Here is a 20,653-nt window from a genome sequence, read left to right as displayed (position 1 = left end):
AACGATACCGTTTAAGGCATGGTTGCTGATGTCAGGGGCGTCGTGCGTCCCGTGGAGTCCGTCATGGGGCTGTTCCCCTCCCCGCCACGGCTGCTCGCCCTCGGGGAGCCGACCCACGGCGAGGATGTCCTGCTCGATCTGCGCAACGACCTCTTCGAGCGGCTCGTCGAACAGGAGGGTTACCGGACGATCGCGATCGAGAGCGACTGCCTGGCGGGGCTGGTCGTCGACGACTACGTCACCGGGGGCGCGGGCACTCTCGACGAGGTCATGGAACGCGGATTCAGCCACGGCTTCGGCGCGTCCCCGGCCAACCGCGAACTCGTGCGCCGGATGCGCGCCCACAACGAAGACAGGCCCGCCGCCGAACGACTGCGTTTCGCCGGGTTCGACGGCCCGCTGGAGATCAGTGGCGCCGCGAGCCCCCGGCCCGCCCTCACCGCGCTCCACACCTACCTCGCGGCCCGGGTGGACGCCTGCCTGCTCGCCTGCACCGGGGAGACCCTCGACCGGTTGCTCGGCGCCGACGAACGGTGGACCGACCCCGCCGCGATGATGGACCCGTCCCACTCGGTCGGACGGTCCGAGGAGGCCGTACGGCTGCGGCTGCTCGCCGACGACCTGGTCGCGCTGCTCGACGCGCAGACGCCGGACCTGATCGCGACGTCATCGCGGGAGGAGTGGGAGCGGGCGCGTCTGTACGGGCGCACCGCGACCGGCCTGCTGCTCTACCACTCCTGGATGGCCGACACCTCGCCGGGCCGGATGACGAGGCTGATCGGCCTGCGCGACGCGATGATGGCCGCCAACCTCCTCGCTCTCGCCGAACGGGGGCCGGTACTGGTCCACGCCCACAACCGTCATCTCCAGCGGGAGCGGAGCACGATGCGACTGGGTGCCCTGAACCTGGAGTGGTGGAGCGCGGGCGCCCTCGTGAGCGCGCGCCTGGGAGAGGAGTACGCCTTCCTCGCGACGGCTCTCGGCACGCTCCGGCACCGGGGGGTGGGCACCCCTCCTCCGGAGACCGTCGAGGGCCTGCTGTACGGGCTCTCCGAAGAGCGGTCCGTCGTCGGCGCCCGTGACCTGGTCTCCGCCCTCGGGGACACACGGCTCACCCCCCGCGTGTCCCCATATTTCGGTTATTTCCCCCTGGATCCGGCCCATCTGGCGGACAACGACGGGATCGTGTTCGTCAGGGACCTGGGACCTACCGCAACGACGTCGTCGTCAGCTCCGGACACGCCCTGATCTCGGCCTCGGTGAACCGTTCCGTCACCCACAGGCCACGGGAGAACAGCTCGGTCTGGTCGGTGTGGTGCGGCGAGGCCGGGTTGGCCGACAGCGAGTACGTCAGCACGGTACGGGTGCGCGGCCCGGCCGGCGTCAGCTCCACGGCGATCAGGAAGCTGGAGCCGGTGTTCACGTCCGGGTAACGCCCTTGCTCACCCAGCGGGCCGCCGGTGCGAATCCGGTCGAAGCACCCCTCCCCCTCCGTACAGCCCGGCACCGGGACGGCGCCGTAGCGCTGGGCCTGACCCGGCGTGAGCGTCAGCGGGAGGTCGTTGGCGGTGAAGAACCGTACGGCGTCGGCCAGCGCGGTCGCCACCAGCGGGTCGGCGACGTCGAGTCCGCGTGGCGTGGTGAGCGGGTGCGCGGGGTCGAACGGCACCTTCCACCAGCTCTTCCGTGGGTCAGCCGCCTCTGACCGTCTGTGCGGGCGGTTCAGGTTCTGCAGGAACTCACGCCACAGGACGGCACCACGGCTGTCGAGGCGGGCCCGTCCGTCCCAGGCCGCCAGCGTGGCGCAGGCCCGGCGGACGTCGACCTTCCCACCGTCGCTCGCGGTCATCACCGGCCTGACCCGGCACAGTGCGCGCAGGTCCGGGCGGAGCAGTTCGGCGCTCAGGTTGCGCTTGCCGACGGCCGTCCGCTGCAGGGTCTCCAGCGTGAAGCCGGGGGCGCCGAGCCCGTCGCCGCCAGAAAGCCGCTGGGCGACCATGTCGAGGCCGACCCGGGTGCGCAGGTCCCGTTCGGTACGGACGTCACCGTAGACGCGCGGATAGCCGGTGAGCGGGGCCTTCGGATTGGTCAGCCAGGGGCTGGCGTTGGCGTTGGTCACGTAGTCGGCGCGGGTCAGCCTGGGCTGGGCGGCGGGGCCGAAGACGCCCGGTTCGATCGCGTCCGCGTCCCGGCCCCACAGACACGCCGATGTGGAGCCGTCCAGGACGAACGCCTCGGGGTCGTCCCCGGCGCGACAGCGTTCGGCCTGTTCGTCGGTGACGTGCGGCACGACCGAGGCGTCGGCGAAGTACGTCTCACCCCTGGAGTCGGCGGCGAGCGTGTAGACGAAGGGCATGCCCTGGTAGGTGTCCTGTGCCCGGCGCAGTTCGGTGAGGTCGCGGGCGGCGCCCATGGCCAGCCACTCGTCGGCGAAGCGCAGGTTGGCGGCGTTGACGTCGGCCAGGGCGAGAGCCTCCTTCCCGGTCCAGCCGGTGGCCAGCACCGGGCCGTACCTGGAGGTGTACAGGGTGGTGGTGACGGCGCGGGTCCCGCCCCGGGCGTCCCGGACGGTGACCGACACCTCCTGCCTGCCCATCGGCTCCGGCCGCCCGTCGACCAGGTAGGAGGTGCGCAGGCCCGGAGCCAGTTCGAGCCGGTACAGCGTGAACCGCTGGGCGTGGGAGACGGTGTGCGTCCAGGCCACGGTGGCGTTGTGGCCGATCTGGACCATGGGCGTGCCGTACAGGCTGCCGCCCGACACGTCGAGCACACCCGGGATGGTCAGGTGGACCTGGTAGAAACGGCGGCTGCCGTTCCACGGGAAGTGGGGGTCGCCCAGCAGCATGCCGACGCCGTCACGGGTGGCCTCGCGCCCGATGGCGTAGGCGTTGCTGCCGGGGGCGGACGGCCCTCTCCTGACCGGCCGGTCCTCTCCCTGCTCCGACGTCCGTCCCGAGGCGGCGATGGCCTCCTTGAACGAGGAGCCGCCGCCCAGCCGGGCGAGGTCGAGCAGGTTCGTCCAGACATCTGTGGCCGTGATGGGCCCGACCCATTCCTTGCCCCGGCAGGTGGGGTCGGGCAGCCGGTCCACACCCGTCTCGCCCAGGTACCGGTTGAACCCGGCGACGTAACCGTCCACGAGGGCGCGCAGCTCGGCTCCGGGGCCGTGCGGCGCGGGCCGGGCGAGTATCCGGCGTAACGTGCCCGACGCCTGGATCCCCTTGTAGTACACGTCGCTGGCCAGGTTGGAGACCGGGTCGATCGGGTCGTCGGACATCGCCTCCGCGCCGAAGTACCGCGAGCGTTCGCCGCGCAGGGTGAGCACCCACGAGGCCATGACGCACAGGTTGTCCTGCGCGAAGGCGTAGCCGTGGCCGTAGCCGAGACCGCCGTGGTCATTCGCCTGGATGTGCGGGATGCCGTACTCGGTACGCCTGATGTCGGCGGAGTAGCGGCCCTCCTCCGCCCGCACCGGCGCGGGCACCGCCACGAGAAGCGCACCGGTCAGCGCTGCCAGGAGCGGTACGGCCAGCCGCCGGACACGTGTGATGATCATCGGGGGTCCTGTTCGAAGTGGGCGTTGTCGGGCGCGGTCACACGCTTGAGCAGTGGCAGGCCGGCGAGGATCACCAGCAGGGCGGCCAGCAGACCGCCGCCGACGGTCAGGAAGTAGGCGGGGCCCGGCAGCGCCACCGACACGTTCCTGATCGCCAGCCGGTCGATCAACGGCTTGGCCACACCGAGGCCCGCGGCGGCGGCCACCAGGGCGGCCAGTACCACGGGGGCCGCCGTCTCCAGCAGCACCACCCTGGACAGGGTCCGTGTCGGCGTGCCGCCCAGCCGCAGCAGGGTGAACGGCTGCCTGCGCTCGACCACCCCTCCCGCGACCGAGACCAGCAGACCGCATCCCGCCACCAGCAGGGTCAGCGAGACGACGGCCAGCGCGGCGCGTTCCGCCTGTTCCAGCAGCACCGCGCGGGCCTGGGCGACCTCGGCGAACGTCTGCGGCGTCTCGGTACTGCCGGAGGCGGCGACGTACGGGGTGAGCAGCGTGCGGACTCGTTCACGGACGGCCGGGTCCTCCACGCGGACCAGTACCGCCGCCAGGGGAAGGCCCGCGGAGGCGGCGGAGGTGTCGGGGTTGTCGGTGTCCACGATCGGCAGGTGACGATCGACGGCGAGCATGTTGTCGCCGGTCAGCAGCCGGTTGAAGTCGGCCTTCACCTCGCGGACGCCGGGGGCGCACCGGCCGAGCGCCGGGAAAGCGGTCAGGGCGTCGCAGCCGACCACGTGCCCGAGCAGGAAGTCGGGCCGGCAACCGGGCCCCGGGTCGCACGGCGGCGGCCCGTCCGGTCCGGGCGGCGCGTCGGTCCTGCGGTAGACCGGCAGCACGGTGACGCCGGGCTGGGCGCGTATCCCGGCCAGCAGCCCGGCCGCCGTGTCCGGCGGCAGCGGCAGGCCGTCGGCGGCCTCGCCGTACCCGAAGGAGGCCCGCATGACCTCGTTCAGCGTGCCGCCTCCCGCCGCCTTCTGGCCGGAGACGACCGCGGGGACGACACCGGCGACGGCCGTGCCGATGAAGACAGCCAGCACGATGCCGTTCACCGACCGGAAGGCCCCCTTCGGGTCGGCCGCCAGTCGTCGCGCGGCCAGCAGTGTCGCCGCTCCCGAGGTGACACGGGCGGTCAGTCGCGCGGCCAGCAGCGTCAGCCACGGCCCGGCGACCACGAGGCCGACCATGGTCAGCGCCAGGCCCACGTCGACGAGCACCGTGTCCGGGTCCCCGCCCTTGGCGAACACCGGGCCCGCGAACAGCCCCAGCCCGGCCGGCAGCGGAAGCGTCCGCCACCATCCCGGGGCGGAGGCCCGCACCCGGCGCGCCGTACCGAGCGGGGTGATCCGCACCCGGCGCAGCGACCACAGGGCGGCGCCGACGGCGGCGAGCGGCACACCGACGAGCACGGCGGCGTACTGCGGCCCGGTCGGCGCGACCGTTTCGGGGAAGAAACGGGAACCGGTGACCGTGACGCCCGCCAGGACCGGCCGCACCACCTGGAAGAGAAGGACGCCGGCGATCGCACCCGCCGCCGCGCCGAGCGCCGCGTCCGCCGACGCGATCGCGTTGATCTGCCGCGCGGTGGCGCCCGCCAGCCTGATCGCCGCGAAACGCGCCTCACGACGGGCCGCGGCCAGGCGGGTGGCGGTGCCGATGAGGACGAGCAGCGGGAGGATCAGGCCGACCGCGGCGATGCCGAAGCCGTGCTCGTACAGGGCGGTGGTCTCGTCGTCGGCGGGGGTGGTGGCGACGGTGTCGACGGCCGTGGTTCCGGCCATGGCGGCCAGTTCCGCCGGGGTACGGCCCACGACGACGACCAGGTCGTCGGGGCCGGACAGCGCCGCCGGTCCGATCAGGCCCGCTCGGGCGCCCGGGAAGCGGTCGGCGAGCTGCTCGCGCGGTACGGCGTCGACCAGTTCGGCGAGCGCGGGTGAGAGGTGGTACCGCCCGGCTGCGGGCAGGGCGGTGAGGCCGGGCACGGTCGGCGTGGCCGTTCCCCGGTCGAGGACGGCGACGTCGAGCCGTTTGATCGGGCGGCCCGCGTAGACGTCCCGGCGGTGGTTCCACAGCACGGCGCCCGGGGTGGCGCCCAGCGCCCAGCCGCCTGGCGCAGAGCCGGTCGTGCACTCCCAGCACGGGCGGTTCGCGGTGGTCCTGAAGGCGTTGAACAGCGCCACTGTGCCCAGCAGCACCGTCACCCCCATCGCGACGGCGACGGTGACGAGCGCCAGCCTGACGGCGGCCTGCCCGCCGCCGCGCAGCGACAGCCGCAGGCCGAGCAGGAACGTCATCGGACGGCCTCGCTCGCGTAGGGGTCGGTGACCTTGCCGTCGCGCACCACGACCTCCCGGTCCGCGCAGGCGGCGACCCGGGCGTCGTGGGTGACCACGATCACGGTCACGCCCTCCTCACGGGCCAGGCCGACGAGCAGTTCCATGACCTGCTCGCCGGAGAGGGAGTCGAGCGCGCCGGTCGGCTCGTCCGCGAAGATCACCTTGGGCCGCGTCACCAGGGCCCTGGCGATCGCCACCCGTTGTGCCTGCCCTCCGGACAGTTCACCGGTGCGCCGCTCCCCCAGGTCGTCCAGTTTCAGCCGCAGCAGCGCCTCCCCCGCCCGCCGGTAGGCCTGTTTGCGCCGGGTTCCGCCGAGCAGCAGCGGCAGCGCGACGTTGTCGGCCACCGTGAGCTCCGGCACGAGCTGGCCGAACTGGAAGACGAAGCCGAACGCCGTACGGCGCAGCTCGGAACGTCTGGCGTCGTTGAGGAGGTCCAGCCTCCGCCCGTCGAACCAGACCTCTCCCGTGTCGGGGGTGAGGATGCCCGCCAGGCAGTGTAGAAGGGTGGATTTTCCAGAACCGCTCGGTCCCATGATCGCCAGGATCTCCCCCTCCGCCACGGACAGGCTCGCCGCGCGCAGCGCCGGTGTCCGGCCGTGGGCACGGTCCACGGAACGGGCTTCGAGCAGTGGGCCTGGAACGGGAACGGCGTCGATGACGGCGGTCATGCGTTGCGCACCGTTTCCGCCAGCGCGCCGAGCCGGGCCGTGGTCACGTCGATCCAGCGCAGGTCGGCCTCAAGGTGGAACAGGGCGTGGTCGGCCAGCAGGGTGTCCACGAGGGCGTCACCGCGTTTGATCTCCGACAGTTCGCGCATGCGCCGCATGTGCGTGGCGCGCTGGGCGTCGAGGTAGCCCTGCGCGTCCTGGCCGAGCAGCAGGGCCAGCACGACCTTCGTGAACAGGACGGTCTGCAGGAACGGCTCGGCCGCCACCGGTTCGGCGAGCCACACCGCCACCTCCTGGCTGCCGAGCGGGGTGATCGCGTAACGCTTGCGGTCGGGGCCGTCACCCGGCTCGCTCTGACCGGCCGTGACCTTGCCGTCCCTGGCCAGGCGGCCGAGCGTCGAGTAGACCTGCCCGAAGGGCAACGGCTTGCCCCTGCCGAAGTAGGTGTCGTAGGCGCGTTTCAGGTCGTATCCGTAGCTGGGCTCACGATCCAGCAGGCCCAGGAGGGCCAGGGGGACTGTCATGGAGCCTGACTATATACCGGGGGTATATACGCGGTGCATAAGGAAACGCGGGCGGGGTCGACAGGTCAGCAGGACTGGAGGGCGGGGAGGCGGCCCTCGAAGAAGGCGGCCGGGGTGACGCCCATCAACGTACGGAACTCGGCCGTCATGTGGGACTGGTCGTAGTAACCGGTGGCCGCGGCCAGGCGGGCCCAGCGGGGACCGTCGGCACAGGCCAGGGAGAGGGCCGCACGGAGGCGTTCGATGCGTTCGAAGTGTTTGGGTGACAGGCCGACCGCGTCGGCGAACAGGTCGCGCAGGTGCCGTTCGCTGACGGCGAGGTGACGGGCGATGACGGGCAGCGGTTCGTGCCGTCCACCCCTGCGGCCGCGCAGCGCCCGGGCCGCGGCCCGGACCAGCGCGCCCCGCGCCCCGTCCCCCGGTGCCCGGGCGGACAGCGCCGCCTCCAGATGCCCGAGCACGAGGCCGTCGTCACCGGCCGCCTCCGTCAGCGCCTCCTGCAGCCGGTCGGCGGAGGCGCCCCACAGTTCCCCGAGGCCGACCACCCGGTCCACGACCTCGCTCACCGGGACGCCGAGCAACGGCCGGGCGGCACCGGGACGCAGCCGCAACCGCAGGCCGTACGGGATGTCCTTGCCCGCGTGATACGAGGCGCGGGTACGCGGGCCGACCACGAGCAGGTCGCCGCGCCCCGCCGGGGTCGTCCGGAAGACCAGGGAGGTGTCGGTTTCGGGGACGTGCACGAGCGGAAGCCGCCCTCCCCGTACGGAATCGCCCGCCCGCAGCGCGCTCACCGCCCTGACCAGCGACCGCAGGCCGTACGGCACGGCCATCGGGACCTCGATGCTCACCACCTCACGCTAGCCGGGGCGCAGGGCGGGCAGGCGTGCCGAAAATTCCTATAAGGGCTGGTGGGCGGGGCGCCAGGGTTGGCGCATGATTCTTGTCACGGGTGCCACGGGCACGGTCGGCGGTGAGGTGGTCCGGTTGCTGGCGGGCCGGGGAGAACGCGTCCTGGCGATGACGCGGGAACCGGCGAAGGTCGAGGAGTCGCCAGGGGTGGAGGTCGTCCGGGGGGATTTCGACGATCCGGCGTCACTGGCCGGGGCGGCGCGCGGTGCCGACGCGTTGTTCCTGCTCAGCGCCCCCGGCCCGTGGGTCGCCCGGCACGACGAGGCGATGGTCGCGGCGGCGCGGGCCGAGGGGGTGCGGAAGGTGGTGAAGGTCTCGGCCATCGGCACGGGAGAGGAACGCGAAGGTGTCACGGTAGGAGACTGGCATCTGGCCGGGGAGCGGGCGCTGCGCTCGGGTGAGCTGGACTGGACGATCCTGCGGCCGTCGAGCTTCGCCTCCAACGCCCTGGGCTGGGCTCCCCAGGTCCTGCGGGGGCAGCCGGTGCCGAACACGATGGGCGACGGCAGGCAGGGGGTCGTCGACCCGCGGGACGTGGCCGAGGTGGCGGTGACGGCGCTGACGTCCGAGGAGCACGTACGGGCCGTCCTCACACTGACCGGGCCGGAACTGCTCAGCGTCCCGGACATGGCGAAGGTACTGGGCGAGACGCTCGGGCGGACCGTCGAGACGGTCGAGGTGCCGCTGGAGGTCTACCGCGAGAGCCTGATCGCCGCCGGAGTGGATCCCGGGTTCGCGGACATCGCGGTCGACGGCTCCCGGACGGTGGCGCGGGGCGGCAACGCCCGGCTCACCGGTGACGTCGAGCGGGTGCTGGGCCGCGCGCCCCGCACGTTCGCCACCTGGGCGGCCGACCACCGGGCCGCCTTCGTCTCCGGCTGAACCCGGGGTCCGGTCACGCCGTCTCGGCGCTGAGGGTCGGCGCCACGGGCCTGCGGGCCGCCAGGCGCGCGGGCAGCGCGGTGAGCGCCGCCGTCGCCAGGAGGGTCGCGAGCGCGGCGCCCACCATCCAGAGGAAGGGGGTCTCCACCGCGTTCCTGGCGGTGAAGAGGGAGAGCATGCCGATGCTCAGGGGAACGCCGACGACGGCACCGGGCAGGCCGGGCAGGAGCTGGGCGGCGGACAACCCCATGGAGATCTGCCCCGGGGTGGCGCCGAGTGTGCGTGCGACGGCCATGTTCGCCCGGGCCTCCAGGGCGGTGGTCCAAGTGAACGTGATGGTGTTCACGACGGCGAGGGTGATCAGCAGGGTGGTGACGAGGAGCATCAGCCTGCGGTCGTGCTCGCCCCGCAGGTTGGGCAGGACGGAGGAGCCGTCCAGGCCGTAGCCCCTCTCCGGCTGGGCGTTGAGGGTCAGCACGGCGACGATCGCGATCACCGTGGTGGCGGTCGAGCACGCCTGCAGCACGGCACGGCCAGGCCTGCGGGCGGTCAGCCGTACCCCGAGCAGCAGCGGGGTGGGCAGCAGCGCCGACAACGCGGTGATCCAGGGGCGGCGGCGGGGCTGGTGCGCGGTGGCGGACAGCGCCGTGACCGTCGCCGTGCGCATGGCCCGCAGTGTGGGGCCCAGCGTGGACAGCACCGCCACCACCACGGCGAGGACCGTCGCCGTGGCGACGGTGCCGCCGGTCAGCCCGGCGGTGCCGATCCTGCTGGCGGTGGGACTGGCGACGGCGGGCACCGTCAGGCGGGCGATCGCCAGCCCCAGCGTGTCACCGGCCAGCGCCAGCACCAGATACTCGGTGAGCAGGACGGTCGCGATCAGTCCCGGGGTGGCGCCGACGGCCTTGAGCAGCCCCGCCCGGCGTGTCTGCTCGACGGCGCGTCCCGCGGCCAGCGCCGCCACCCCGGTGACGGCCAGGAAGCTGAGCAGCCAGCCGCCGAAAACCAGGATCGGCTGGCTGTTCCTGAGGATCACCATGTCCTGTTCGGCTTTGAACTGCCAGGAGTGGAAGTTGACCCTGGCGGTGGAGACGGAGTGAGCGTCGCGGAAGGCCTCGGTCGCGGCGGGGTCACGAAGTTTGAGGTCCAGGGCCAGGGTCACCGGGAGATCGTGGGACGACGCCAGCGCCCGGGCGTCGGAGCGGGTCATCCAGGCCAGGCCGCTGTAGTCGCTGGGGCCGCCGTACGGGCCGATCTGCGCGGCCCAGGGGTAGATGGAGGTGGCCGAGGTCACGGCGATCCCGACAACGGGGTACGGCCGGCCCGCGATGGTGACGCGGTCGCCGACGCCGACGCCGAGCGCGGTGGCGAAGCCGCGTTCCAGGACCGTGCCGCCCGGGCGTACCCACCGCCCCGAGGTCACCAGCGGCCGGTCGAGTGCCCCGGGGGTCTCGGCGAAGCCGTGCACCACCACCGGGGACGACGTGGAGCCGCGCACGGTGAGGTCGGCGTAGACGATGCGGTAGGGGCCGTGGTGGGCGACGACTTCCGGAGCCTCCGCCAACGAGGTCAGGGCCGAGGTCACCTCGGGGCCCGTCTCACCGGAGAGCGCCACCACGTCCGGTCCCGCGCTGGCCTCCCGGGTCTGCTCGTACAGCGCGTCGCTCACCTCGCGCAGGGACAGGCCAAGCGCCATCGTGGCGGTGGCCACCGTGACCGCGAGCAGGAGCATCGCGGCCTGAACCCTGTGCCTGCGCAGGTCGGCCAACACCAGACGCACGACGAGTACGGCGGAGCCCACGACGTTCAGTCCCCCAGTCCGATCAGCCCGCCGAGTCCGCGCGGGTGGGAGGCGGCCAGCCGGGTGTCGTCGACGAACATCCCGTCGCGCATCGAGACCAGCCGGTCCGCCGTGGCCGCGACCCGTTCGTCATGGGTGACGATCACGAGGGTCTGTCCCGCGGAACGCAGCTCCTCGAAGATTCTCAGCACGTCGAGGGTCGCCGCGGTGTCGAGGTTGCCGGTCGGCTCGTCGGCCAGGACGACCAACGGCTCGTTGGCCAGCGCGCGGGCGATGGCGACCCGCTGACGCTGCCCGCCCGACAGCTGGGACGGCAGGTGCCGGGCGCGGTCGGCGAGCCCGACCCGTTCCAGCAGCAGGTTCGCGCACCGCCTGGCCTGGCGGCGTGAGCGTCCGGCCAATAGCGCGGGCAGCTCCACGTTCTCGGCCGCGGACAACTCCTCCACCAGGTGGAAGGCCTGGAAGACGAACCCCACAGAACGGCGCCGCATGCGCGCCAGCGCTCGCTCGCTCAGCGTGTCGACGCGTCGCCCGGCCACCCACACCTCTCCGCCGGTGGGCCGTTCCAGGCCTCCCAGCAGGTGAAGAAGAGTGGACTTGCCACAGCCGCTCGGCCCCATCACCGTGAGCGTCTGCCCCTGGGGCACCTCCAGGTCGACCTCGTCCACCGCGCGGACCCGGCTCTGCCCCTGACCGTGGGTCTTCACCAGGCCACGGGCCCGGACCACGACGTCTGACACGTTCATCCACCCTCGGCTTCGTCATCGGCCCCGGACCAGGCCCGTTCGCAGGCGTCCAGCCAGCGCAGGTCGGCCCGTAACCGCAGCACGACCCCCTCCAGCAGCAGGCCGGCACCCGATCCCGCCGGTTCGGCCAGCGTCGCCTGTTGCACCTCACGCAGACGGCGCAGCAACTCGCGGCGCTGCGCCGCCACCAGCTCGACCGGGTCGGCCAGCCGGGCCGCCGCGGCGGCGGCGAGCTTGAGGTGGAACTCCGCCAGGTCGGGTTTCGGCCAGCCCACCTCGGTCAGCCAGGCGGCCACCCGCCGCTGCCCGGCCGGTGTCAGCGCGTAGACCTTGCGCTCGGGCCGTTCGGGAAGCCCAGCCGCCCGCTCGCAGACGACGAGTCCCGCCTTCTCCAGCCTGGTCAGGGTCACGTAGATCTGACCGGAGTTCATCGACTCGCCCAGCGGGCCGAGACACTGCCGCAGCCGGGCACGCAGGTGGTACCCGTGTGATGGTTCCTTGGCGAGCATCGCCAGCACCGCGTCCTGCACTCCACCCCCTGACGGTTGGCAAATAGATAGCGGTTACCTATAGAAGATGTCAAAAGCCCCTGCACGGGCGGGGCGTGCGGGCACCGTCAGGGGTTCGCGTAGCGGGCGGCCATGGTGGGGAACGGCGAGTTCGGCGGCGAGTGAGAGCCGTTCCGGCGTGCCGTCGGTGACGACCCGGGCGAGGTCGTCGTCGAGTGCGCGCAGGACCAGGGACTCCTTGGTCGGGAAGTAGTCGAACAGCGTCGCCTTGACGACCCCGGCCGCCTCGGCGGCCTCGTTGACGGTTACCTCGTCGAACCCCCGCTCGGCGAACAGCCGCATCGCCGCGTCCGCGATGTGGGCCCTGCGCCGGGCTCGTTTCTCCTCTGCGATCACAGCGGACAGGGCACATGGACCGCGTCCATAGATGAACCCGATCCAAAACTATCCGTCGAGCGAGGACTCGGCCCCGTGGGCCTGCCCGCGCCGGGCGCGGATCTCCGCGGCCCCGGAACCACGACCAACTGTCTGGCGGCCTCTTACCGGAGCCCCGTGTCCTCAGGGGCGACGGTCGAGGTGGACGGTGGTGACCGGGGCGAGCACGGCGTCCATCCGGGCGACGAGGCCGGAGTCCAGGGTGACGCCGGACGCCGCCGCGTTCTCGATGAGCTGGTCGGGACGGGATGCGCCGACGATCGCGGCGGCGACGTCGCGGTTGCGCAGCACCCACGCCACCGCCAGCTGCGCCATGGTGAGCCCGGCCTCGCGCGCGAGCGGGCGAAGCAACCGCACCCGCTCCAGGACGTCGTCGCGCAGGTAGCCCTGGATGTTCAGGGCGCCGCCACCGGTGTGGTCGGACGCCCGGCTTCCGTGGGGAGCCACGCCACCGGGTGCGTACTTGCCGGTCAGCACGCCCTGGGCGATCGGCGACCAGACCACCTGCCCCATACCGAGCTCGCGGCAGACCGGCAGGACCTCGGCCTCGACGACCCGCCACAGCGCCGAGTACTCGGGCTGGTTGGCCACCAGCGGCACACCGAGTTCGCGGGCGTGGACATGCGCGGCCCGGATCTGATCGGCCGTCCATTCGGATACGCCTATATATAGTGCTTTGCCGGACCGAACCACATCGGCGAACGCCTTCATGGTCTCCCGTAATGGAGTGTGGTGGTCGAAACGGTGCGCCTGGTAGAGGTCGATGTGATCCGTTCGCAGACGGCGCAGCGACCGTTCGACCGACGTGATGATGTGTTTACGGCTCAGGCCTCTGTCGTTGGCGCCGCGCCCGGTCGGGAAGTAGACCTTGGTGAATATTTCGAGTCCTTCACGACGTTCACCGGCCAAGGCCCGTCCCAGCACCGTTTCCGCACGTCCGCCGGCATACGCGTCGGCGGTGTCGAAGGTGGTGACGCCGACGTCCAGCGCGGCGCGCACGCAGGCGATCGCCGTTTCCTCATCGACCTGTGAGCCATGGGTGAGGAAGTTGCCGTAGGCGATTTCACTGACCACGAGGCCGCTGCGCCCAAGCCGCCGGAATTTCACGCCGACGACCGCCCGCTGAGGTTAACCATTTATGAATCATCTTTCGTTGAAAGATATTCGGCAACTGGTAAACTGTCGACCCATGTCTGCCGCAGCGAAATCGGGGTCCCGCGCCACTTCCGCCATCCTCAGTGACGCCTCTGAAATTCTGCTGGCGTTGTCCAACGACCGGCGGTTGGCCATCGTCAACACGGTCGTGACGATGAACAAGGAGTCCGGTGCGGTGCGGCTGGCGGAGCTGGCCCGCGCTCTGGAGCTGGACGTCAGGAGCCTGTCCCGCGACGTGATGCGGCTGGTCGAGGCCGGCGTGCTGCGTCGCGAGGGTGACGCGCTGATCGCCGACATCGCCTCGCTGGGGCGGGTCGGCGACTCGGTGGTGGAGATGACCGCGCTGTGCCAGGCGATCCCACCGGAGTCGCCGCTGCGCCGCTACCTCGCCCACGGCCGCATCGTCGACCTGCCGAAGCGCTCCGAAGACCTCGATGTGATCGCCAGGGTCCTCGCCGGCCTCCTGCCCGAGGACCAGACCCTGACCGAGGGCGAGGTCAACGCGATCCTCTCCCACGCGGGCGACGACGTCGCGCGGCTGCGGCGGCTGCTGGCGGATCTCGGCCTCGTCGAGCGGTCCGGATCGGCGGAGTACCGGCGCCCCGCCGCGGCGCCGGCCAGGGCGTTGTGACCGGGCGCACCGCCTCCGTCCCGGTCTTCGACTTCGATCGGCTACCACCGGGCTGGGGGCACGACCCGTGCGTCCTGCGTGGCCTCGACGGCATCGACGCGGTCGACACCTACGGCATCCTGCGCGGCATCGGCACCGCCGTGCGCGCCGGGACCCACCGCCGGCCCGACGACGTCAAGGTCTTCACCGTGCCGCGGGTGGCGGCGGAGCTCGGCGACTGCCTCCCCGGTCCCGGCGAGTCCGAGTTCGGCCCCTACGCGCGACGGGTGTCACAGTCGTTGAACGTCGGCTGGAGCGTGGTGGCCAACTCGGCACAGTCGCACTCCACCGGCCTGTACCGGTTCGCCCGTGACGTGTTCGTCCGGCTGCGCGGCACCGAGCGCGGACTTCCCGCGGGCGTCTCGGACTGTTTCATCGTCGCCGGCTCGTACGCGTCGGGGCCGACCCGCATCCACAAGGACACCGCCGACGTCTTCCTGTACGTGGCCGAAGGCGTCAAGACGATGTTGCTGTGGCCGTTCGAGACGCTCGTCGGCCACGCGCCGGACGGTTGCGACCCGGAGCACGAGTACGTCGCGCTCGGCATCGGGCCCGAGGCCGTCGGCACGCCGCCGCTGCGGCTGACCGGCGTACCGGGCGACGTGCTCTACTGGCCGGCGTCCTACTGGCACTGCGGCGAGTCCGACGGACGGCCGTCGCTGAGCCTGCATCTCGCGACGCACAACTTCCGCGACATGGGGCCGGTGTGGGCCGGCGCCTTCGCCCGCGCCGGGCTCGGCGCGCCGACACCGCGATGGAGCACCACGGAACACGAACTGGCCGCGGAAGCGCTGACGTTCGGGCACGCCGCCGCCGCGGCCGCCACCTCCGCCGTGCACCAGTGGGGCCTGACGCGGCACAGCACGGCCAACTTCGAGATCCTCCCCGACCTCCCTCAGCGCACACCGCCCGACTGGCGGCGCGCGACGGGCGTGCGCGCGGCGCAGCGTACACCCGTCTCCTGGGCGACCGACGCCGCGGACCAGAGAACGGTGATCGTGGCGGTCAACGGCCGCTCGTTCCGCATCCCGCCGCGACAGCCGTTGGTTTCCCTGCTCACCGCGCTGGGCGACCTGGCCGTGGGCGCGGCCCTGAGCCTCGACGCGTGGCGGGGGAAGGACGGGCTGCCGGCCGACGTGGTCGCGGTGCTCGACGTCGCCTACGCCGCCGGGGCGGTGGACGCCTGCTGAACGTCCGGCCGCACCGGCACGACCAGGGTGGTGGCGAGCGGCTCGGCGTACACGCCGGGCACCGCCGCATCCACCTCAGTGAAGGTCACATCCCGCAGCGCCGCCGACAGGGCCGTCCACAGATCCACCGGCAGGCCGGAACGTTGCGCCTCTCCGTGCGCGAGCAGCAGGGAGTTCGTCGACGCGAGACGGCGCAGCACCTGGGTCCGTACGATGCGCCTGGCGTCCTCGACCGGGCGTGCCGAGGAACGCGCCGCGTCCGCGTGCGCCGCGTGAATCAGTGACACCACGCGGTCGGCCGTCGCCGCGTCCGGTGCGGCGAGCATGACGAACTCGCCGCGGGTGAGGTCCGTCACGCAGTCCCACAGGTAGCTCACCGCCGCACGGGACCGTATGACGTCGTCGAGCTCCGAGTGGTACGGCCCGAACGCCGCCTGGTTGGCGATGAGGGTCGCGGCGAGCTCCCGTACCGTGCGGACCGGCGGAATCGCACGCCGGACCTGCAGATAGGCCAGATCCGCGCGTGGTGAACCGACCTCAAGCCACGCCGGTGGCCTGCGGGGCCGGTGCAGGCCGAGCGCCGGGTCCTCGCCCGACGCCAGGGTGCCCGGCCCGAGCGCCGCGGTGACGGCCACGCCGACCGGCACAACCTCCGCGGGCTCCTCAAGCAGCCGCCGGGCGGCGCGCACGACGTCGGCGACGAGCCGCCCGGCGTGGATCCGGTCGGGGTTTCCCGGCCGGGCGAAGAGCGTGGCCAAGGTGGCGAGGCGGTGCGACGTTTCGACGAACGCTGCGGCGGCCCGCTCCAGCGCACGCCCGGCCCGCTCGTCGAACACCGGGGCCGCCCGCACGACGTCGTGCAGGCGCGCCGCCTGTTCCCAGACACATGCCGGGTCGAGCTTCGGCATCGTCACGTCCACGCCGATGACACGGCCGTGATCGACGAGCGGGGCGGCCTCACCGAGGCGGGCGCCGAAGGCCCAGACCCGTGGGAGGGTCAGCGCGTCGTGGACGAGCTGGACCACGGGCTCGTCCGGTGGGGGGCCGTCTGCGCGCAGGTGCAGGCGTGGCTGCGGGTCGCCGGTGTGCACGTACCGCACGCTGCGGTCGCCGTCGCGGCGCTCCCAGGCCGTCACCGCCGCGACCCGGCGCGCGCGCGGAAGTCCGCGTGCGGGCTTTCGGCGAGCAGCTCGGCGAAGTCCCGCATCGTGTCCGTGGACGCCTCGCGGACCGCGTGCCGTACCGCGTCGTGACCGGTCGCCGGGCCGATCAGGTCGATCGCGTCGATGGCGGCCTGGTCGGCGGCCTCGATCCGGGTCGCGTCGGTGGTGGCGCGCACCGCGTCGAACTGTGCCAGGTCGCCGCGCAGCAACGGGAGCAGGTGATCGTGGACGAGATCCGGAGCGGGTCCGTCCGCCAGGCCGGCGGCTACCGCGAACAGGTGGCCGCCGCGCACCGCCGCCGCGCCGAACGGGGAGACGACCCGTCCCGACACCCATCGCAGTCCGGCCGGTGGCGGGCATCGCTCGATCAGGCCGATGGCGAGCCAGGCCGCCGCCGCGACGTCCACGGTGGGCGGAAGAAGCCAGGCGGTGGCGCTCGCCTCGACGTCGTCGGTGGCGGCGGTCCAGCCGCCGGCCAGTGCCGGCGCCGGCGCCGACACCGTTCCGTCCTGGTCAGGCGGTACGACGAAGGCGGCCAGCAGGTCCTCGGGCGACGGCAGGGGCGACGCCTGCGGTCCCGCGACGCACACGGCGAGGCGGCGCCCGGTCAGGAAGGAGGTGATGTCGTCGAACCGCAGGCCGTCGGTGTCGACGGCGACAGGATCGAAGCCGGGGTCGCCGCGCAACGCCCGGGCGATGTCGCGGCGCGGAAACCCGAAGACCCGCCGTTCCCGTCCGGTGCGCCGCTCCAGCGCGATGAGCCTCAGCGAGGCCGCGACGCGCGGCGCCATCGCGTCGGGCAGTGCGGCGCGGCAGTGCAACAGCCGTTGCGCCAGGGCGGAGACGACCGCCGGAACCTCCTCCGGCGGGCACACGTGGTGCAGCACGACGGCGTGCTCACGGGTCTCCCCCCACTCGACGGTCGGCGCATCGAGCTCGTGCGCGAACCACACGTGTTCGAAGAGGTGGGCGAGGCCCGCACCGGACACCGGGTCGTCGAGGTAACCGCGGGCTACCACCACGCAGATCGCGCTGTACGGGCTGTCGGGGACCACGCGCACCGCGGCGCCGACGTCGCCACGGCGCGAGGAGGAGATCAATTGAGATCTCCCGGGAGCGCGGCGGCGCCGTCCTGCGGCACGGTCGCGCGCCGGGCGGCCATGAGCACGAGGCCGACGGCGGCCGCCGCGACCGTGACCACGCCGGAGACGATGAACGTGGCGCGGGGGTTGCCCGCGGCGAAGACGCCGCCGAGCACGAAACCGACCAGGAAGAACGAGTTGACGATAGAACCCGCCGCGGCGTGCGCGCGGCCCAGCAGCTCGTTCGGGGTGCGGATCTGCACCGCCGTACGCATGCCCATGTTCTGGTAGGCGTTGGCCGCGCCCGCCGCGAGCGCCGCGACGACCGCGAGCACGACGGCGTTGACGAGTCCGTACGCGAGGATCGCCACGCCCATGGCGGCGGCGCCGACCAGCACGACACGTTCGGGAGTCCGGAACTCGCGACGGGACCCGAGGGCCGCGCCGACCAGGGCGCCGACGCCCCACGCCGCGGTCAGCACACCCAGGGCCGTGGCGCCCGAGTGCAGGGGGCCCTTGACGAGGAACACCAGCGCCACGTTGACCATCGAGCTGGCCGAAACGGTGATGACCACGATGGGCAGGATGGTGCGCAGGTCGCTCTGGCGGGCCAGGAACCTGATGCCGTCGGTCGCGCCCGTCCACCACACCCGGCCGTCGTCGTCGACCGGGCGGCGCACCTTGATGAGCACGATCGCGGCCGCGGCGAGGGCGAAGGACACGGCGTCGACCAGCAGCGCCGGACGGAGCCCGATGCTCGCCACCAGCACACCACCGACGACCGGCCCGGCGAGCGTGGACGCCGAGCGGCTGACCTCCAGCAGCCCGTTCGCCCGGGTCGGGAAGGCCTCGCCGGCCAGCAGCGGGATCAGCACGATCGCCGCCGGGGTGGAAACGGCCGCGCACAGGCCGACCAGCGTCGAGCCACCGAGCAGGACGGCCGTGTTCGGCCAGGCGCTCATGGCCAGCACGACGACGGCCTGAATCCCGGACACCAGGGCGAGCATCCGCCCGGCGTCACGCCGGTCGAGCAGCTGGCCGGCCAGCGGCGCGAGCAGTACGGCGGGCACCAGTTGCAGCACCAGCAGCGCGGCGACGAGGAAGGACCGCCCGGTCTCGGCGAGGTGGAACATGACCGCGATGGCGGCGATCTCGTCGCCGACGGCCGAGACGAACACCGCGACGAGGAAGACAGCGGCGGCCCCTCGGCGGACCTGAGTGACATCGGTGGACATGGTGGTGTGGTTCATCCCTTGCGGCCGGTGAGAATGTAGTCGGCGTCGGTGCCGTGGGCGTGCAGCGTGTCGAGCCCCGCGTCCGCGAACATCTCGGCGAGCGCGGCGATCGGGCGCAACCGCCGCAGCTGTGTCCCGTGTTGTGTCCGCCGTACGGTTCCGTCGGGGCCGACGATCCGGATGACCCGTTCGATCCGCAGGCACCGGCCGTCGGCGTCGGGCGTCCGTCGCTCCTCGACCTGCGCGAGTGTGGCCTCGGCGACCGGCACGTCGGGGCGCCGGATCCAGCCGGTGCCGTCGCGCAGCGCGTCCTCACCGGCCGAACCGGCGAGCGCGAGGACGCCGCCGGGCTTGAGCGCGGCGGCGTAGCTGCGCACCGCGGTCATGGCGAGGGCGTCGTCCACGATGAAGCTGAACGCGTTGAGCGGGCAGAAGATCACCGCGTACCCGCGCAGCGACGCGTCGAGCGGCGCGAAGCTGCCGCGATGCACCACCGGGCGCAGCCCGAGGCGGCCCGCCTCGGTGACGCACACGTCGGTCATCTCGTCGGAGATCTCCAGCCCCTCGACGTCGTGCCCGGCGGCGAGCAGGCGCAGCATCAGGCGTCCGGTGCCGCTGCCCAGCTCCAGGGCCGGGCCGTCGGCGCCGGCGACCAGTTGGGTGAACACGTCGTCCTCGACAAAGCGTTGGTCGGCGATGGCGTTGGCGTACACGGTCCCGAGGAGGCCATCGTAGAAGCTCGTCGTCGTCATGGCTCAGATCCGGAACGCGTTGTCGGGCAGCCGTGCCGCCGCCGCGTCGGGTGTCCACCGCGCGTACCGCCGGTGCACCGCGTCGAGATGCCCCCGGTACAGGTCGATCATCTGCCGCAGGATGACGAACAGATGCTCAACGACGGCCGGTGTGAGGTGACGCTCCTCCGACAGCAGCAACGCGGGCAGCCCGGCGTGGTCGCCCTCGACGTCGTCGTCCTCGTGCGCGCGGAACACCTTGATCAGGCGGTCCGGCACGCCGTGGTCACGGGCGAGCAGGTCCAGCACGTCGTCGCCCGACCGCGTCCCGCCGGACCGCGGCGCCGGAACCTCGGGCAGGACGAGCGCGGCCGCGAACTGCGCCACGCCCTGCCAGGCGAAGGCGCCGTAGGCGTGGCTGTAGGCCATCGTCTCGACGGCCTCCGGAGCCCGGCGCAGGACGTCGACGTCGAGACCGGCGAATGCGAAGCCGCTCAGCAGCAGCTCGCCGTGACCGGACTCCGAGTCGCGGAAATCCTCCAGCGCCGCGCGCTGGGCGCCGGTCATGTCGTGCCGGAACACCGGCTCGCTGGACCAGCGGGCGCTCCGCACGACGAAGTAGGTCTCCACGAGGAATCCGAGCGCGAGCCCCGGGTTCGGGCCCTCGGCCAGGGCGCGCAGCAGGGGCGCGTCGCGGACCGCGGCCGGGAACCGGCGGCGGAACACGTCGAGCAGCCTGCACGCCACGTACGTCCCGGGCACGTGCTCCTGCCGGGCGGCGTCGGGGTCGACCAGCAGGCCGGTGCTGAACAGCCGCTGGACGGCCGCGCGCGCCTCACGTTCGCCGCATCCGAGCCAGCCGCCCACCTCGGACAGCAGCTGCTGCGGCGGCACGCCGTGCGCCAGCCGCGTAAGGTCCGGGGTTTCGGCGGTGCGCGCCGGGAACTCGGCGCGGTACGTGCCGTCCTCGATGCGCACCACGCCGTCGTCGACGGTCAGGGACGCGCGGTCGCTGAACCGCGGGCGTACCGCGAAATCAATGACGTCTGGCATCGGTC

Annotated in this window: 19 protein-coding genes; 4 read left to right on the top strand and 15 right to left on the bottom strand. The window is 72.7% G+C overall.

Annotated features, from left to right (window positions below; genetic code table 11):
• Positions 1-18 precede the first annotated feature (18 nt).
• Positions 19-1,248: an erythromycin esterase family protein gene (locus ABZ470_RS17065; RefSeq protein ID WP_362911996.1), complete on the top strand. Its 1,230-nt coding sequence runs from the start codon at positions 19-21 to the stop codon at positions 1,246-1,248.
• Here ABZ470_RS17065 and ABZ470_RS17060 read toward each other — a convergent pair.
• The 5 genes from ABZ470_RS17060 to ABZ470_RS17040 form a co-directional block, all read right to left on the bottom strand.
• Positions 1,208-3,556 (bottom strand): penicillin acylase family protein, encoded by a 2,349-nt coding sequence (locus ABZ470_RS17060; protein WP_362911994.1) that lies wholly within the window; start codon positions 3,554-3,556, stop codon positions 1,208-1,210. The two genes, ABZ470_RS17065 and ABZ470_RS17060, sit on opposite strands and share 41 nt — an antisense overlap.
• Positions 3,553-5,847: an FtsX-like permease family protein gene (locus tag ABZ470_RS17055; protein WP_362911992.1), complete on the bottom strand. Its 2,295-nt coding sequence runs from the start codon at positions 5,845-5,847 to the stop codon at positions 3,553-3,555. Before ABZ470_RS17055 ends, ABZ470_RS17060 begins: the two co-directional genes overlap by 4 nt.
• A complete protein-coding gene (locus ABZ470_RS17050; protein WP_362911990.1) occupies positions 5,844-6,560 on the bottom strand; it encodes an ABC transporter ATP-binding protein in 717 nt (238 codons plus the stop codon). The genes ABZ470_RS17055 and ABZ470_RS17050 overlap by 4 nt, the downstream gene beginning before the upstream one ends.
• Entirely contained in the window at positions 6,557-7,084 is a 528-nt protein-coding gene (locus ABZ470_RS17045; RefSeq protein WP_352013441.1) for a PadR family transcriptional regulator, read from the bottom strand. The genes ABZ470_RS17050 and ABZ470_RS17045 overlap by 4 nt, the downstream gene beginning before the upstream one ends.
• Positions 7,085-7,149: 65 nt before the next feature.
• Positions 7,150-7,935 carry a helix-turn-helix transcriptional regulator gene (locus ABZ470_RS17040; RefSeq protein WP_362911988.1) on the bottom strand — a complete coding sequence of 262 codons (786 nt, stop codon included), beginning with the start codon at positions 7,933-7,935 and terminating at the stop codon, positions 7,150-7,152.
• An 85-nt stretch (positions 7,936-8,020) separates the two neighbouring features.
• On the opposite strand from ABZ470_RS17040, the gene ABZ470_RS17035 reads away from it, so the two are divergent.
• Positions 8,021-8,878, top strand: coding sequence for an SDR family oxidoreductase (locus ABZ470_RS17035; RefSeq protein ID WP_362778990.1), 858 nt, complete (start codon positions 8,021-8,023; stop codon positions 8,876-8,878).
• 13 nt (positions 8,879-8,891) lie between these two features.
• On the opposite strand, the gene ABZ470_RS17030 is transcribed toward ABZ470_RS17035, so the two are convergent.
• The 5 genes from ABZ470_RS17030 to ABZ470_RS17010 form a co-directional block, all read right to left on the bottom strand.
• Complete coding sequence (locus ABZ470_RS17030; protein WP_362911986.1) at positions 8,892-10,658, bottom strand: FtsX-like permease family protein; 1,767 nt, start codon at positions 10,656-10,658, stop codon at positions 8,892-8,894.
• A gap of 26 nt (positions 10,659-10,684) precedes the next feature.
• Entirely contained in the window at positions 10,685-11,425 is a 741-nt protein-coding gene (locus ABZ470_RS17025) for an ABC transporter ATP-binding protein (protein ID WP_352013437.1), read from the bottom strand.
• Positions 11,422-11,955, bottom strand: coding sequence for a PadR family transcriptional regulator (locus ABZ470_RS17020; RefSeq protein ID WP_362911984.1), 534 nt, complete (start codon positions 11,953-11,955; stop codon positions 11,422-11,424). Before ABZ470_RS17020 ends, ABZ470_RS17025 begins: the two co-directional genes overlap by 4 nt.
• Positions 11,956-11,988: 33 nt before the next feature.
• On the bottom strand, positions 11,989-12,330 hold the full coding sequence (locus tag ABZ470_RS17015) for a TetR family transcriptional regulator (RefSeq protein WP_362911982.1): 342 nt from the start codon (positions 12,328-12,330) through the stop codon (positions 11,989-11,991).
• A gap of 162 nt (positions 12,331-12,492) precedes the next feature.
• Positions 12,493-13,476 carry an aldo/keto reductase family protein gene (locus tag ABZ470_RS17010; protein WP_362911980.1) on the bottom strand — a complete coding sequence of 328 codons (984 nt, stop codon included), beginning with the start codon at positions 13,474-13,476 and terminating at the stop codon, positions 12,493-12,495.
• A gap of 82 nt (positions 13,477-13,558) precedes the next feature.
• On the opposite strand from ABZ470_RS17010, the gene ABZ470_RS17005 reads away from it, so the two are divergent.
• Together ABZ470_RS17005 and ABZ470_RS17000 are read left to right on the top strand one after the other, a co-directional pair.
• Positions 13,559-14,155: a DUF2087 domain-containing protein gene (locus ABZ470_RS17005; RefSeq protein WP_352013433.1), complete on the top strand. Its 597-nt coding sequence runs from the start codon at positions 13,559-13,561 to the stop codon at positions 14,153-14,155.
• Positions 14,152-15,384: a hypothetical protein gene (locus ABZ470_RS17000; RefSeq protein WP_362911978.1), complete on the top strand. Its 1,233-nt coding sequence runs from the start codon at positions 14,152-14,154 to the stop codon at positions 15,382-15,384. Before ABZ470_RS17005 ends, ABZ470_RS17000 begins: the two co-directional genes overlap by 4 nt.
• Here ABZ470_RS17000 and ABZ470_RS16995 read toward each other — a convergent pair.
• Genes ABZ470_RS16995 through ABZ470_RS16975 form a run of 5 tightly spaced genes read right to left on the bottom strand, consistent with a single transcriptional unit; the run spans position 15,354 to position 20,648 of the window.
• Positions 15,354-16,520: a hypothetical protein gene (locus ABZ470_RS16995; protein WP_362911976.1), complete on the bottom strand. Its 1,167-nt coding sequence runs from the start codon at positions 16,518-16,520 to the stop codon at positions 15,354-15,356. The genes ABZ470_RS17000 and ABZ470_RS16995 overlap by 31 nt on opposite strands.
• Positions 16,517-17,647 (bottom strand): hypothetical protein, encoded by a 1,131-nt coding sequence (locus tag ABZ470_RS16990; RefSeq protein WP_362911974.1) that lies wholly within the window; start codon positions 17,645-17,647, stop codon positions 16,517-16,519. The genes ABZ470_RS16995 and ABZ470_RS16990 overlap by 4 nt, the downstream gene beginning before the upstream one ends.
• Positions 17,644-18,864, bottom strand: coding sequence for an MFS transporter (locus ABZ470_RS16985; RefSeq protein WP_362911972.1), 1,221 nt, complete (start codon positions 18,862-18,864; stop codon positions 17,644-17,646). The genes ABZ470_RS16990 and ABZ470_RS16985 overlap by 4 nt, the downstream gene beginning before the upstream one ends.
• An 11-nt stretch (positions 18,865-18,875) precedes the next feature.
• Complete coding sequence (locus ABZ470_RS16980; protein WP_362778972.1) at positions 18,876-19,616, bottom strand: class I SAM-dependent methyltransferase; 741 nt, start codon at positions 19,614-19,616, stop codon at positions 18,876-18,878.
• A 3-nt stretch (positions 19,617-19,619) separates the two neighbouring features.
• Positions 19,620-20,648, bottom strand: coding sequence for a hypothetical protein (locus tag ABZ470_RS16975; RefSeq protein WP_362778970.1), 1,029 nt, complete (start codon positions 20,646-20,648; stop codon positions 19,620-19,622).
• Positions 20,649-20,653 lie beyond the last annotated feature (5 nt).

Source organism: Streptosporangium sp. NPDC020072 (genome assembly GCF_040631445.1).
Classification (GTDB): domain Bacteria; phylum Actinomycetota; class Actinomycetes; order Streptosporangiales; family Streptosporangiaceae; genus Streptosporangium.
Note: the sequence above shows the minus strand (reverse complement) of the source record. Positions and strands in the feature narration are given on the sequence as shown.